Origin of the sequence: Gilliamella sp. CG35 (assembly GCF_046635745.1) — a bacterium.
GTDB lineage: Bacteria > Pseudomonadota > Gammaproteobacteria > Enterobacterales > Orbaceae > Gilliamella > Gilliamella apicola_I.
The window spans coordinates 136529-152102 of the sequence record NZ_JBIDFH010000004.1 but is presented as its reverse complement, the minus strand read 5'-3'; the positions used below and the strand labels follow the sequence as shown (position 1 = coordinate 152102).

At 35.2% G+C, this 15574-nt stretch carries 12 protein-coding genes; 11 read left to right on the top strand and 1 reads right to left on the bottom strand.

The genetic code is table 11. The annotated features are described in order from the left end of the window. Positions 1–16: 16 nt before the first annotated feature. The 9 genes from bamA to ACGH4F_RS03175 all read left to right on the top strand — a co-directional run bounded on the left by bamA (position 17) and on the right by ACGH4F_RS03175 (position 12453). Complete coding sequence (gene bamA, locus ACGH4F_RS03215) at positions 17–2440, top strand: outer membrane protein assembly factor BamA (protein WP_267361331.1); 2424 nt, start codon at positions 17–19, stop codon at positions 2438–2440. 41 nt (positions 2441–2481) lie between these two features. Beyond that, complete coding sequence (locus ACGH4F_RS03210) at positions 2482–2970, top strand: OmpH family outer membrane protein (RefSeq protein WP_411589952.1); 489 nt, start codon at positions 2482–2484, stop codon at positions 2968–2970. Continuing rightward, on the top strand, positions 2970–3998 hold the full coding sequence (gene lpxD, locus ACGH4F_RS03205; protein WP_267352402.1) for a UDP-3-O-(3-hydroxymyristoyl)glucosamine N-acyltransferase: 1029 nt from the start codon (positions 2970–2972) through the stop codon (positions 3996–3998). Before ACGH4F_RS03210 ends, lpxD begins: the two co-directional genes overlap by 1 nt. A 109-nt stretch (positions 3999–4107) precedes the next feature. Beyond that, positions 4108–5409, top strand: coding sequence for a trigger factor (tig, locus tag ACGH4F_RS03200; protein WP_267352401.1), 1302 nt, complete (start codon positions 4108–4110; stop codon positions 5407–5409). Between the two features lie 89 nt (positions 5410–5498). Continuing rightward, a complete protein-coding gene (gene clpP / locus ACGH4F_RS03195; RefSeq protein ID WP_065558960.1) occupies positions 5499–6101 on the top strand; it encodes an ATP-dependent Clp endopeptidase proteolytic subunit ClpP in 603 nt (200 codons plus the stop codon). Positions 6102–6125: 24 nt separating this feature from the next. After that, positions 6126–7391 carry an ATP-dependent protease ATP-binding subunit ClpX gene (gene clpX, locus ACGH4F_RS03190; RefSeq protein WP_267361334.1) on the top strand — a complete coding sequence of 422 codons (1266 nt, stop codon included), beginning with the start codon at positions 6126–6128 and terminating at the stop codon, positions 7389–7391. A gap of 196 nt (positions 7392–7587) precedes the next feature. Further along, positions 7588–10023, top strand: coding sequence for an endopeptidase La (gene lon / locus ACGH4F_RS03185; protein WP_267352399.1), 2436 nt, complete (start codon positions 7588–7590; stop codon positions 10021–10023). Positions 10024–10150: 127 nt separating this feature from the next. Then, a complete protein-coding gene (locus ACGH4F_RS03180) occupies positions 10151–11995 on the top strand; it encodes a SurA N-terminal domain-containing protein (protein ID WP_411589951.1) in 1845 nt (614 codons plus the stop codon). 152 nt (positions 11996–12147) lie between these two features. Continuing rightward, positions 12148–12453 carry a ComEA family DNA-binding protein gene (locus tag ACGH4F_RS03175; RefSeq protein ID WP_267352397.1) on the top strand — a complete coding sequence of 102 codons (306 nt, stop codon included), beginning with the start codon at positions 12148–12150 and terminating at the stop codon, positions 12451–12453. 42 nt (positions 12454–12495) lie between these two features. On the opposite strand, the gene priA is transcribed toward ACGH4F_RS03175, so the two are convergent. Next, positions 12496–14664 carry a primosomal protein N' gene (gene priA / locus ACGH4F_RS03170; RefSeq protein WP_411589950.1) on the bottom strand — a complete coding sequence of 723 codons (2169 nt, stop codon included), beginning with the start codon at positions 14662–14664 and terminating at the stop codon, positions 12496–12498. A 169-nt stretch (positions 14665–14833) separates the two neighbouring features. On the opposite strand from priA, the gene moaC reads away from it, so the two are divergent. Together moaC and moaD are read left to right on the top strand one after the other, a co-directional pair. Beyond that, complete coding sequence (moaC, locus tag ACGH4F_RS03165) at positions 14834–15316, top strand: cyclic pyranopterin monophosphate synthase MoaC (RefSeq protein WP_267361344.1); 483 nt, start codon at positions 14834–14836, stop codon at positions 15314–15316. A 12-nt stretch (positions 15317–15328) separates the two neighbouring features. Beyond that, positions 15329–15574, top strand: a complete 246-nt coding sequence (gene moaD / locus ACGH4F_RS03160; protein WP_267352394.1) for a molybdopterin synthase sulfur carrier subunit — start codon at positions 15329–15331, stop codon at positions 15572–15574.

Genomic DNA, 15574 nt, shown 5'->3' with positions numbered 1-15574 from the left:
GTTATAAACATTTACAATGAAAAAAATAAATAAATTACTTATAGCATCTTTGCTGTTTAGCACAACAGCAGTATATAGTTCCAATGCATTTTGTGTTGATGATTTTGTAGTAAAAGAAATCAAATTTGAAGGATTACAACGGGTAACTCAAGGGGCAGCATTGCTTGATATGCCAATCCAAGTTGGTGATTATGTCAGTGAGTCTGATTTGGGGCATATTGTTAAATCACTTTACTCGAGTGGAAACTTCGATAATATTACTATTTCTAGAGATGGTAATAGCTTAATCATTCATGTTGAAGAGCGTCCAACCATTGCGAGTATTACTTTTTCAGGTAATAAATCAATTAAAGATGATATGCTGAAAAAGAATTTAGATAGCTCCGGTATTCGGGAAGGCGACGCACTTGATAGAACCATGCTTTCTGCCATGGAAAAAGGGCTAGAAGATTTTTATTATAGCGTCGGTAAATATAATGCTCGAATTAAAGCTGTTGTCACACCATTATCTCGTAATCGCGTTGATTTAAAATTAGTTGTAGCGGAAGGTAAATCAGCGTTAATCGATCAAATCAACATTGTTGGGGCTAAGGCATTTTCGTCCGAAGAGCTAATTTCACGCTTTTCACTGCGCGATGAAGTGCCGTGGTGGAACATGCTTGGCGATCGCAAATATCAAAAACAAAAATTAGCTTCTGATTTAGATGAATTACAAAGCTTCTACTTAAATCGAGGTTATGCACGTTTTAATATTGAATCCACGCAAGTCAGTTTAACGCCAGATAAGAAAGGTATTTATGTCACTATCAATATTCATGAAGGTGAACAATATAAATTATCTGATTTTGACTTCAAAGGGGATTTTGCCGGACATAAGGATGCGATTACTAAAATAGCAAAAGAGCGTGTTTCAACGGGTGATTTGTATAATGGTAAAAAAATTACTGATATTGAAGATAATGTGAAACAGCTACTTGCAAATTTTGGTTATGCTTATCCAAAAGTCAGTATTCAACCTGAAATGGATGATTCAACGCATACCGTAAAATTAATTATGTTTGTTGATGTAGGGCCGCGTTATTATGTTCGTAATATCAACATAGAAGGTAATACCATAACAAGTGAAGGTGTTATCCGTCGTGAACTTCGTCAAATGGAAGGTTCTTGGCTGAGTAATGGACTTGTAGAATTAGGTAAAGATCGCTTAAGTCGACTAGGATTTTTTGAATCAGTAGATGTTGAAACTGAGCGTGTTCCGGGGGCCGAAGATCAAGTTGATATTACTTACAAAGTCGCGGAGCGTAACACAGGTAGCATCAAACTTGGTGTCGGTATTGGTTCTGATAGTGGTATTAGTTTTAATGCTGGTATTTCGCAAGATAACTGGTTAGGTACGGGTAATAGTGTTTCATTCGATGTAAATACGACAAATACCGATAAAACTGCATCGATATCAGTTGTAAACCCTTACTTTACTATTGATGGGGTGAGCTTAGGCGGAAGCATTTATTACAATACTTATAAAGCAGATGATGATGATGATGAATCTGTTTATTCAAGTAAGTTATGGGGTGCATCAGCTAATTTAGGTTTCCCAATTAGTGAAAATAATTTTATCCGTTTTGGTAGCGAGTATGCTAATCGGAAATTATCCGATATGAAACCACAATATGGTATGTGGCGTTACTTCCATTCAATGGGTGAAAACACTAAAAATAAACACTCCATGACCTATGATACTAATGATTTATTATTAAATGCGAATTGGACATATAATTCATTAAATCGTGGTTATTTCCCTACAGAAGGTTTAAAAGTATCGGCTAACGCAAAAATTACGGCTCCAATATTTGATAACCGCTTCTATAAAGTGGTTGCAGATGCATCTTATTATTATCCTCTTGATAACGATCATAATTGGGTATTCTTAACGCGTGGTCGATTAGGTTATGGAAATGGTTTTGGTGGAAAACAGCTACCATTTTATGAAAACTTTTATGCAGGTGGTTCGACCGTGCTTCGAGGATTTAAATCCAATACTGTTGGGCCTAAAGCAGTCTATTTTAATAGAGCAAACTGTAGTAATTTAAATAATACTTCAGGATGTGTAGAGTCTAAAGATGCGGTAGGTGGTAATGCATTAGCGTTTGCAAGTGCTGAATTAATTGTTCCAACGCCTTTTATTAGTGAAAAGTATTCCGATAGTATTCGAACATCATTCTTTGTTGATGCAGGTACGGTTTGGGATACCGAATGGAACTTAAAAGGTAATCATTTGCATGATTACAGTTCTCCTTCAAATATACGAGTTTCGCTAGGTGTTGCAGTACAGTGGATGTCACCACTTGGACCATTAGTATTTTCTTACGCAATACCGCTTAAGAAATATGACGGCGATTCGTCTCAACAATTCCAGTTTAACATAGGTTCAACATGGTAAAACCATGTTGTAATTAAATGAAATACACATAGGTGAAAAAAGTGAAAAAAATTATATCTATTCTTAGTCTTAGTGCAGCGCTTCTTTATACAGGTATAGCTAATGCAGAAATAAAAATTGGTGTTATAGATGTGATGTCTGTATTACAACAAATGCCTCAACGGGAAGCCGTTGGTAAAGCATTAGATAAGGAATTTGAATCACAAATCAAATCGTTACAAGATCAAGAAGAAAAAGCGAAGAATGCAAGTGCTCGTTTGAAAAAAGATGGTCCAACACTATCTGCATCGGAAAAAAGCAAATTGAATAAAACAATTGCTGATTTTGAAAGTAAAGCAAAAGATTTTTCAATAAAATATCGTAAACGTGAAAATGAAGAAGCAGAAAAATTATTGAAACAAATTCAAAGTGCAGTTAAAGAGATTGTTGCTACTGAAAAATATGATCTTATTTTGAAAGCCGAAGCAGCACTTTCTGCCTCTGATGCCGTTGATATCACTGAAAAAGTATTGGAAAAGGTCAAAAAATAATGTTGGCTTGTCGTTTAGAGCAACTAGCAAACTATCTTGACGCACAATTACACGGTAATGCAGATATACTCATTACCGGTATAGCTTCAATGAAAAGCGCTGTATCTGGGCAAATCACTTTTTTGGCGGATCAAAAATTGCAAAGCAAATTAGCAGAATGTAAAGCTTCTGCTATTGTGATGACTGAAGATAGCCTTAAGTATTGGCACGGTGCTGCATTGATTGTTAAAAATCCTTATCTTGCCTATGCAAAATTAGCACAATATCTTGATACAACCCCCGATCCTGCCAAAGATATCGCGCCTTCTGCTGTGATCGACCCTACCGCTCAATTAGGCGCTAATGTTTCGGTCGGTGCTAATGCCGTTATCGAAAGCGGTGTACATTTAGGGGATGGCTGCATTATCGGAGCGGGTTGTTTTGTAGGAAAAAATACGACTATTGGTGCCGACACTAAATTGTGGGCTAATGTAACTGTTTATCATAATTGCGTTATTGGTAAAAATTGCCTGATTCAATCTGGAACCGTTATTGGCTCTGATGGATTTGGTTATGCGAACGACAAAGGTAAATGGATTAAAATCCCTCAACTTGGACGTGTTATTATCGGTGATAATGTCGAAATTGGGGCATCAACTACGATAGATCGTGGTGCACTTGATGATACCGTGATTGGTAATGGGGTGATTATTGATAATCAATGCCAAATTGCCCATAATGATATTATAGGTGACCATACTGCCGTTGCTGGTGGTGTAATAATGGCAGGAAGTCTGACTATAGGACGTCATTGTTTAATTGGTGGCGCAAGTGTAATCAATGGACATATGGAAATTTGTGATCAAGTCACTGTGACTGGAATGGGCATGGTTATGCGCCCGATCACTAAGCCAGGCGTTTATTCATCAGGTATTCCATTGCAAGAGAATAAAATATGGCGAAAAACCGCTTCATTAGTTTTACATATTGATGAAATGAATAAACGCTTGAAATCACTTGAGAAGAAACTATTAAATAGCTCGACGTAGCCAGTTTCGGTCGGTATAATGCCAACCTATTTTATAATTTTTTTAAGCCCAAATATCATTGATGATTTATTTATGGGCTGAATATATTCAATAATTCCGAGGTATAAAGATGCAAGTTTCGGTAGAAACAACACAAGGTTTAGGTCGACGTTTGTCAATTACTATTAAAGCTGAAAATATTAAAAAAGCTATTGATAAAGAATTAGTTAATACGGCTAAAAAAGTTCGTATTGATGGTTTCCGTAAAGGAAAAGTGCCTTTAAAACTTGTTGAACAGCGTTACGGTGCTTCAATTTTACAAGAAGCATTAAGTGATTTAATGCAAAAAAGTTTTATTGATGCGATTATTCAAGAAAAATTAAATCCAGCTGGTGCTCCAACTTATACTCCTAAAGAATATAAAAATGGAGAAGATTACACATTTAACGTTGAATTCGAAGTTTATCCTGACGTTAAAGTTAAAGATTTAGATAAAATTGAAGTTGAAAAACCTGTTGCAGAAGTTGTCGATGCAGATGTTGAAACTATGATTGAAACACTACGTAAACAACAAGGTACTTGGAAAGTAACAGAACAAGCTGCAGGCGAACAAAATCGAGTGACTTTAGATTTTGTGGGTAAAGTAGATGGAGAAGAGTTTGAAGGTGGAAAAGCTAATGATTTTGCATTAGTTTTAGGACAAGGTCGAATGATCCCAGGTTTTGAAGATGCGATTATTGGGCATAAAGCAGGTGATTCGTTTGATATTAATGTAACCTTCCCGGAAGATTATCACGCTGAAAACTTGAAAGGTAAACCAGCTGTATTTGCTGCAACATTGACAAAAGTTGAAGAGCTTGAACTTCCTGAGCTGACTGAAGATGTTATTAAACGTTTTGGTATTGCTGATGGAACAATCGAAAGTTTACGCGCTGAAGTTCGTAAAAATATGACACGTGAACTTAATGCGACAATTCGTAACAAAATCAAATCACAAGTTATCGATGGATTGGTTAAAAATAATGAAATTGACGTTCCAACTGCGTTAATCGATCGTGAAGTTGATGTATTACGTCAACAGGCTTTATCACGTTTTGGTGGCAACATGAAACAACCAATGGAACTACCAAAAGAGTTATTTGAAGCTGAAGCAAAACGACGTGTCAGTATTGGATTATTATTCAGTGAAATCATTGAAAGTAATAAACTCAAAGCTGATGAGGCTCGTGTGCAAACATTGATTGATGAAATAGCAACGGCTTATGAAGATCCTAAAGAAGTGATAGAATATTACCGCAAAGATAAAAAAGCGATGGACAATATCCGTTCTGTAGCGCTAGAAGATCAAGTTGTTGATCTGTTATTAGCTAGTGCAAAAGTAACTGATAAAAATTCTTCATTTTCTGAATTAATGAATCAGCAAATGGCTTAATTAGCAGTTTTATTCAGTTTAAAAAAATTACTTTAAAGCCCAAATAAGGATTATCTGTTTGGGCTATTTTGTTTAATTAGGAGATAAAAATGCCGTTAGAACCATTTATGAGTGTTATACCAATGGTGGTTGAGCAAAGTTCTCGTGGAGAGAGGGCTTATGATATATATTCACGTTTATTGAAAGAGCGGATTATATTTTTAACAGGTCAAGTTGAAGATAACATGGCTAATTTAATTATTGCTCAAATGCTATTTTTAGAAGCCGAAAATCCTGAAAAAGATATTCATCTCTATATCAATTCACCTGGTGGTGTAGTAACAGCAGGAATGGCAATCTATGATACGATGCAATTTATCAAACCTGATGTTAGCACTATTTGTTTAGGCCAAGCTTGTTCAATGGGGTCTTTACTTCTAACTGCCGGTACAAAAGGAAAACGTTACTGCTTGCCTAATGCTCGAGTGATGATCCATCAACCATTAGGCGGTTTTCAAGGTCAAGCTTCTGATATACAAATTCATGCTCAAGAAATTTTACAGGTTAAAAGTCGATTAAATAAAATTATGGCGATGCATACAGGTCAAGATATTAGCGTGATTGAAAGAGATACAGATCGTGATAACTTTATGTCTGCTGAAAAAGCGGTTGAATATGGTTTAGTGGATGCCATATACAGTAAACGATCTTAATAACAGACTAGGTAGGTGGTTAAAGTGAATAAAACAAATTCCGAAAAATTACTTTATTGTACTTTTTGTGGTAAGAGTCAGCATGAAGTTCGTAAACTCATTGCAGGGCCATCATCTATTTATATTTGCAACGAATGTATTGGTTTGTGTAATGATATCTTGAAAGAGGAAACTAAAAACTTTCTTTCCCATGAAGAGTTTATCAGTAAACCTTTACCAACTCCTCATGAAATTCGTGCACATCTTGATGAGTACGTTATTGGTCAAGATCGCGCCAAAAAAGTATTATCTGTAGCGGTTTACAATCATTATAAACGGTTACGCAACTATTCTAATCCGAGAGATGTTGAATTAGGTAAAAGTAATATTTTATTAATTGGACCAACAGGTAGTGGAAAGACATTATTAGCTGAAACATTGGCTCGATATCTGGATGTTCCTTTTGCAATGACCGATGCCACAACGCTAACGGAAGCGGGTTATGTGGGCGAAGATGTTGAGAATATTATTCAAAAATTACTACAAAATTGCGATTACGACGTTGAAAAAGCGCAACGTGGTATTATTTATGTAGATGAAATTGATAAAATTTCACGAAAATCAGATAATCCATCAATCACACGGGATGTGTCGGGCGAAGGTGTTCAACAAGCATTGTTAAAAATTATTGAAGGTACGGTTGCATCCGTTCCACCTAAAGGGGGACGTAAGCATCCTCAACAAGAATTTTTACAAGTTGATACATCAAAAATCCTATTTATTTGTGGTGGCGCATTTAGTGGCTTGGATAAAGTCATTGAAAATCGTGTTTCAACTAATACAGGAATCGGTTTTGGCGCTGATGTTAAAAGTACCAAGCAAAAAGCTTCTGAATCTGAACTGTTAGCCCAAATCGAAGCTGAAGATTTAGTGAAATTTGGCTTAATTCCAGAATTTATTGGACGGTTACCTGTGATTGGTACACTATCTGAACTGGATAAAGATGCGCTAATCAGTATATTGACTGAACCTAAAAATGCATTAACTAAACAATATCAAGCATTGTTTGATTTAGATGGTGTAGATCTTGAGTTTTCTAAAGAAGCATTAGACGCCATAGCCGTCAAAGCGATGCAACGTAAAACAGGGGCGCGTGGTTTACGCTCGATTGTTGAAAATATTTTATTAGATACGATGTATGATTTACCATCAGAAAAAAATATTAAACAAGTGATTGTTGAACAAGACACGGTTGAAAAATCTCAACCACCTAAGCTAGTGTATCGAGATAACACGAAACTTTTAGCTTAATGATAGAAATAAACTGCCATGAAAGTGGCAGTATACTGATGAAAAAATTGTATAAGTAAAACTAAACATTATGTGTGATTGAATTCGTCAAGGCTTTTAAGGAATAATATGTTTTAAACAATAATAAAATAGGCTTGAATATCTCAAAACAATCCCAATATCTACCTAATAAGTTTGTATTACCAGAGAGAACAATATGAAAACAAAACAAACTAAATCAATGATTATGCCTATTTTACCATTACGTGATGTTGTTGTGTTCCCACACATGGTGATCCCTCTCTTTGTAGGACGAAATAAATCTATACGTTGCCTTGAAAGTGCAATGGAAATGGATAAGCAAGTTTTTCTTGTTACCCAAAAAAATCCATCGCAAGATGATCCAGATATTGAAGATTTATATGAAATTGGCACGATAGCGAATATTCTACAATTACTCCAATTGCCAGATGGCACAGTGAAAGTTTTAGTCGAAGGCGTAGAGCGAGCTAAAATAGTTGATATTGTCGATCAAAATGATGATGACTTTTTAATTGCTAATATTAAACCACTTAGTGAGAAAAAACGTGCTCAAGATCTCAATGAAGCGCTTGTCCGCGTTGTATTATCTAATTTTGAAGAATATTCAAAACTCAACAAAAAAATCACACAAGAAGTGGTTGATTCAATTCGTTTAATAAAAGAACCTTCACAATTATCAGATTCTATTGCGGCAACGCTATTTTTGAAAGTGGATCAGAAACAACAAATTCTAGTCACAGCTGATTTAGAAAAACGTTTCGAATTGCTTATTGCAATGATGGAAGCTGAAATCGATTTGTTGCAAGTTGAAAAAAATATTCGTCAGCGTGTAAAACAACAAATGGAAAAAGCGCAAAAAGAATATTACTTAAATGAACAAATCAAAGCTATTCATAAAGAATTGGGTGATATTGATAATAAACCTGATGAGTTTGAAGAGTTAAAAACCAAAATCACTAAAGCAAAAATGCCAAAAGAAGCCACAGAAAAAGCTATGGCTGAACTTAATAAACTTAAGATGATGCCAGCAATGTCAGCGGAAGCGACCGTGGTACGTGGTTATATTGATTGGATGTTACAAGTTCCTTGGCATAAACGAAGTAAAGTGAAAAAAGATATTGAAGCTGCTCAAAAGATTCTAGATAAGGATCATTATGGACTTGAGAGAGTCAAAGACCGAATTTTAGAGTATTTAGCTGTGCAAGGACGAGTCAATAAAGTAAAAGGCCCTATTTTATGTTTAGTTGGGCCACCAGGTGTTGGTAAAACTTCGCTTGGTCAGTCAATAGCTAAAGCAACAGGGCGAGAGTATGTCCGAATGGCTTTAGGTGGTGTACGTGATGAAGCAGAAATACGTGGACATCGACGTACTTATATCGGTTCTATGCCGGGTAAATTAATTCAACGTATGGTTAAAGTTGGGGTGAAAAATCCATTATTCTTATTAGATGAGATTGATAAAATGGCATCTGATATGCGTGGTGATCCTGCTTCTGCCTTATTAGAAGTTCTTGATCCAGAGCAAAATAATGCATTTAGTGATCACTATTTGGAAGTTGACTATGATTTATCCGATGTGATGTTTGTTGCAACGGCAAATTCAATGAATATTCCTGCTCCATTACTTGATAGAATGGAAGTGATTCGACTTTCTGGTTACACAGAAGACGAAAAATTGAATATTGCTAAACAACATCTAATTGCTAAACAGATTGAAAATAATGGCTTAAAATCAAAAGAAATTGACATTGAAGATTCTGCCATTATCGGTATTATTCGTTATTATACTCGTGAAGCAGGTGTGCGAAGTTTAGAGCGTGAAATAGCCAAAATTTGTCGCAAAGTTGTTAAACAATTAGCGCTAGATAGTAAATTGAAAAAAGTGAAAGTCACGCAAGCTAATTTAGCAGAGTTCTTAGGCGTGCAACGTTTCGATTATGGAAAAACGGATAATGAAAACCGAATAGGACAAGTTATTGGACTTGCCTGGACAGAGGTCGGTGGTGATTTGTTAACTATTGAATCTGTCAGTGTTCCAGGTAAAGGAAAACTTACCTATACTGGATCATTAGGTGATGTTATGCAAGAGTCCATTCAAACTGCATTAACAGTTGTTCGTTCTCGAGCGGAGAAATTGGGTATCAATAGTGATTTTTATGAAAAACGTGATATTCATGTGCACGTGCCAGATGGTGCGACACCAAAAGATGGTCCAAGTGCAGGCATTGCTATGTGTACTTCATTAATATCAACATTAACGGGTAATCCTGTTCGTTCTGATGTTGCAATGACAGGCGAGATCACATTGCGTGGAGAAGTGTTACCAATTGGTGGTTTGAAAGAAAAGCTTCTTGCAGCACATCGTGGTGGCATTAAAACTGTGTTAATTCCAATGGATAATGTCAAAGATCTGGAAGACATCCCAGACAATGTTAAATCTGAAGTTGAAATTATACCTGTAAAATGGATTGATGATGTTATAACCGTAGCACTTCAAAATAACCCATTTGGAATGGAACCTGTTACCAATAAAGTTACTTTAAAACAACCGACTAAAAAGGCGATTAAAAAAGTAAAAGGGAATGTTGAAGTGCCAGCTCGATTAAATTAATTATCAAAATTTCAAAAAGATCAACGCATGTTGATCTTTTTTTGCTTAACATTCTGACAATAGCCTATTTTAGTAAATATGCTATACTTGCCAAATTAATTATTGGTTTTATGGAGAATCTTTAGAAATGATGGAAACAATCCGAGCAGCTGCAAACCATGTAGCTGTTAAAATTATATTCGCTATAATTATTATAAGTTTTATTTTTACCGGCGTGTTCAGTGGCGCTAATAGTGCACGTGATGAACAAATATATATAGCGAAAGTGGATGGTGAAGGGATTAGTCGAGCGCAATTTGAGGCTCAGGCTAGTGCAGAATCATCAAGAGCGATGGGTGATAGCACTTTTATTAAACAAATTCGTCGAGATGTTCTTGCTGATCAAATTAATAACTATCTCGCTTACCAATTATCTAAAGAGCTCAACCTTAATATTAGTGACGATCGTTTAAAAGAAATGATTAGCAAGCAAAAGGAATTTTTTGAAAACGGAAAGTTTAGTAATCAAAAATATTTAAATCTTCTTGCGGCAAATAACTTTACACCAGAGGCTTATGCGGAGTCTATTAGAGCAGCTGCACAGCGACAACAGCTTATCAGTTCATTAATCTATAGTGATTTTGTTGTACCAAATGATTCTGATTTGTCACAATTACTTGATCAAACAAGAACTATTTATGCCGCGCCAATCAGTTCTTCTATTGTCAAAATGGATGATGTCAATATTACGACTGAAGATGAGCAAAAATACTATGATGAGCATAAAAATTCTTTTTTTAGAAAGGAAAGAGTTAAATTTAAATACATAGCAAATTCTAAGCAAGATTATCTAAACACTATCAGTATTGATGATAAAGACATTAAAAAAGAATTTAATGATAACCTAAAGGAATATACCTATCCTGCCAAAAAATCGTTTAGTGTGATTTTTGTAAAAGACTATAATCAAGCTGAAGATATCGTCAAAGACCTATCATCGGGAACCGAATTTTCAACAGTATTGAAGAATATTAATCAGAATGAAGATGTTTCCCCTTATGGCAAAAATGGTTCACTAGGTTGGTTTGCTGATAATGATGACTTACCACAACCTTTTAAAGAGGCAAATTTACATAATATTGGTGAAGTTTCTAAACCAATACAAGTCGAAGGTGGTTATGTCATTGTCAAACTAGATGATTTACAAAAAGCTAAATCTATGGATTATGATTATGCAAAATACCAAATTAAGACCAAGCTTCAAGAAAACAAAATTCAACAACATTTTGAAAATGCTGAAGATAAAATGAAGTCAGCGCTAGTTAACCATTCTAACGATTTCGATGCGATAGCTAAAGAGGCTGGTTTAGACGTTAAAGAAACAGATTGGACTTATTATAATGATGCAAGTTCAATTGCTCGTTATCCAGAAGTACGAGATGTCATATTTAGTAGCGACATGATTGCTGATGATAAAGTGACGGGTAAAATTTCAGAAATAATACCTGTAGGACGAGATTTAGACATGTCAGATTTTATCATTCAAGTTGTCGATTATAAACCTGAAGGAATTGCTTCATTTGAAGAGGTAAAAAACGAAATACATCAAAAACTTTATGATGATATTGTTGATAGTCGTTTTAAATCAACAGTAGATGATATTGTGAAAGAGTTAAATGAAAAAGGCACATCAAAACAAGTACAATTTTCTACCAATTATACCTTGAAAAGAGATTCTAATGAACTTGATAGGAAAGTGGTTGATATGGTGTTTAATTTAGTTCCTTCGGCAACCGATAAACGTATATATGGGGTTGAATACATCAATAAACATGATGCTTATATCACGGTATTAACACAAGTTAAAGATGGTGAGTGGCAAGATGTTTCATCTTATTTACTGCGTTATTATTTGCAAAATACCTATAATTCTTTAGCTACGGATATGCGTTCTAGAGCAAAAATTGAAATTATGCCAAACTCAAATTTGTGATATACATCGAAAATTTGATATAGACACTGTTAAAACTAAAAGCCACTTGTGTGGCTTTTCTCATTTTTATAACAAGTTAAATCGTTTCATTAAATTAAATGAGATAGTGCTAACGCAAATTTAATTGCGTAACTATTTTAGAGGTTAATTATATGAAACGAATTTCATTATTTGGTATTTTACTATCGTCTTTTATCTTTTCATCAATCAGTTTAGCGGAACCAACGCCAATATCACCCGTTAAGCAAGAACAAAAGCAGACCATTCAAGTTAATATTAATACTGCGTCAGCGCAAGAACTGACAAAAATATTAACAGGAATTGGATTAAGTAAAGCTCAAAAAATTGTTGAATATCGTGAAAAATTTGGACCATTTGTATCGGTTGAACAACTTAAAGAAGTCTCTGGTATCGGGCAAGCCACTCTTGATAAAAACATCGGGAAAATAGCGTTGTGATATTATTTTCCACCAATTCATATTGGTGGAAAATGCCTAACCCTAATAATCTACCGGATCGACATCTATATTCCAACGTACTCGTGAACTTTCTCCCCACTTTTCAATGTTGAGAATAAGTTTATCCAATATTTTTTGTAACAATTTGCGATTAGTATGTTGTAAAAGTAATTGCCACCGATGGTAGTCTGCCTTTTTAGCTTGATTTGCAGGCATCGGGCCAAGTTGCCATAAACCTAAATCACAGTTTGCTTTTAACCAGTCATGAATTTTTTGTAAAAAAATGGGAGCATAACGATTATTACGATCTGCTGCACGGATCAATACTTGATAGCTAAAAGGGGGTAACTGTGTTAATTGACGTTCGTGTAGTGTTACGCTTGCAAATTTTTGATATCCCTCATTTAATAAAATATTAAGAAGTGGGTGATCTGGATGATAGGTTTGCAAAATAACTTCGCCAGCTTTAGTTGCCCGACCTGCCCGACCAGAAACTTGAGTATAAATTTGTGCAAATCGTTCTGTTGCTCTAAAATCACTTGAAAATAGCGCTCCGTCTACATCGATAATTCCAACTAAAGTAACATCTGGAAAATGATGGCCTTTCGCTAAAATTTGAGTGCCAACTAAGATATGAGCTCCGCCTTGTTGAATATCATGTAAATAATTATTCAATGCGCCTTTTTTACTGACTGTATCGCGATCAATGCGACTAATTTTAATATCGGGGAATAAAACTTCGAGTCTTTTTTCAAGCTGTTCAGTTCCAAATCCAATTGGCACGAGGTGAGTCGATCCACATTTAGGGCATTGTTGAGGAACAGCTCGTGGTGTATCACAATGGTGACAACTCAATTTGTGCTGTTTGTGATGATAAGTATAGGGTCTGTCACAACGAGGACATTCTGCAATCCAACCACAGTCATGGCAGATCAGTAATGGTGAAAAACCCCGTCGGTTTAAAAAGAGCATGACTTGATTATTATCAAATAAGTGTTTCTGGATTTGCTCAATTAATGGTTGTGATAATCCTGCATCGAGGTTTAAACCTCGAATATCTAAAATAGACTGTTTAGCCAGCGTTGCATTACCCGCTCTTTCAGTAAGCTGGAGTAACTGATATTTATGATAGATAGCATTTTTGAGCGTTTCAAGTGAAGGTGTTGCAGAACCCAACAAAATCGGAACATTTTCAATTTTGGCTCGAATTATTGCCAAATCTCGAGCATGATAGCGCCAACCTTCTTGTTGTTTATAAGAGCTATCATGTTCTTCATCGATAATAATGATACCTAACTCTTTAAATGGTGTAAAAAGTGAAGAGCGTGTTCCAACGACAATAGCTGTTTCGCCATTACGACTTCTTAACCATACCCCCAGTCTTTCTTTGACCGTTAATCCTGAGTGTAAAATGTCAATCGGTGCATTAAAACGTTGTTTAAATCGGGTAATGGTTTGCGGTGTAAGACTGATTTCAGGTACTAATACCAATGCTTGTTTTCCCATTGATAACACGTGAGATAAAATATTTAAATAGACTTCAGTTTTGCCTGAACCGGTTACTCCCTCTAAAAGAAACACATTAAAATTATCAATCTGTTTATTGACGCTTTGAATGGCATTTGATTGTTGTGCATTGAGTTCAATTGTAGTTGTATTTGTTGAATAGCAAGTTTGCCATTCAGTACTGTCTGGTAAACAACGGACTTGTTCTATTAACTGTTTTTTCTGTAATGCAAGATAGACAGCTGAATTAAAGTCGGTTTCTTGTAGCGTATCATTTTTTAATGCTAATAATAGTTGTTTTTGTTTGGTCGCACGAGGCATTGAGTCTATATTGAACTGCTTACCAAGCTCAGTTAATTGCCATTTTTTAATTTCATCCTTACTTGCTGCTCGTCCTTGTCTTAATAAAATGGGTAAAGCATGAAATAACACCTCACCTATTGGATAATGATAATAACTTGCTGCCCAATTTAATAATTGCCATATTGAATCATTAAATATGGGTGATTCATCAACAATTGATTTTATGGATTTCAAATGACTAATATCAACATCGGTATGTTTATCGATATTAACAATTATGCCTATTGCATCACGATGACCAAAAGGAACCTTCACCCGCATACCAATTTGAGCAGGCATAGTTAATTGATAATCATAAAGTTGGTGTAATGGTACAGGTAAAGCTACATGAGCGATAAGCATGAAAAATCACATCAATGGTTAAATTAAACTCGTATTGTACGTAAAATTAAATGAACTCGCAAAAGCTACACCATGAAATCTAATTTTAAGATGTGAAAAGTGGTTTCAAGTTGTAAAATTTGCTATCTTGATCTTATCGGATTTTTGATGACTATGAAAGGGATAAAAGATGTCAGAGTTATTTTCACATATTAATCAGCGTGGTGATGCGCACATGGTTGATGTCTCAGAAAAAAAAATAACAACGCGAGAAGCGAAAGCAGAGTCAATAATTTTAATGAGTGAAAAAACATTAAATATGATTCTAGAAGAAAAGCATCAAAAAGGGGATGTGTTTGCAACAGCACGAATTGCTGGAATTCAAGCAGCAAAAAAAACTTGGGAACTGATTCCTTTATGTCATCCATTATTATTAACTAAAATTGAAATCAATATTCAAGCAGATATTGATAGAAGTTGTATAAGAATTGAATCTTTTTGCCGATTAAATGGGCAAACCGGCGTTGAAATGGAAGCGCTGGTTGCTGCCTCGGTTGCCGCGTTAACCATTTATGATATGTGTAAAGCAGTTCAAAAAGATATGGTAATAACACAAGTAAGGTTGCTATCAAAAACAGGTGGAAAATCTGGTGATTTTGTTGCACAAACATAGAAAAAGAACATCATGAATAAAATTATTTTTTTTGCTCAAACCAGAGAGTTAGTTGGAATAGATAATATTAAATTGAATGCCGAACACTGGTCTATTTCTGAACTTATTGAGCATCTTAGTCAACGCGGTGATAAGTGGGCATTGGCATTAAAAGAAAAAACAGTATTATGTGCAGTGAATCAAACATTTGTGGATGTTAACTATATTATTCAATCAGGCGATGAAATTGCATTTTTCCCGCCCGTAACGGGAGGATAA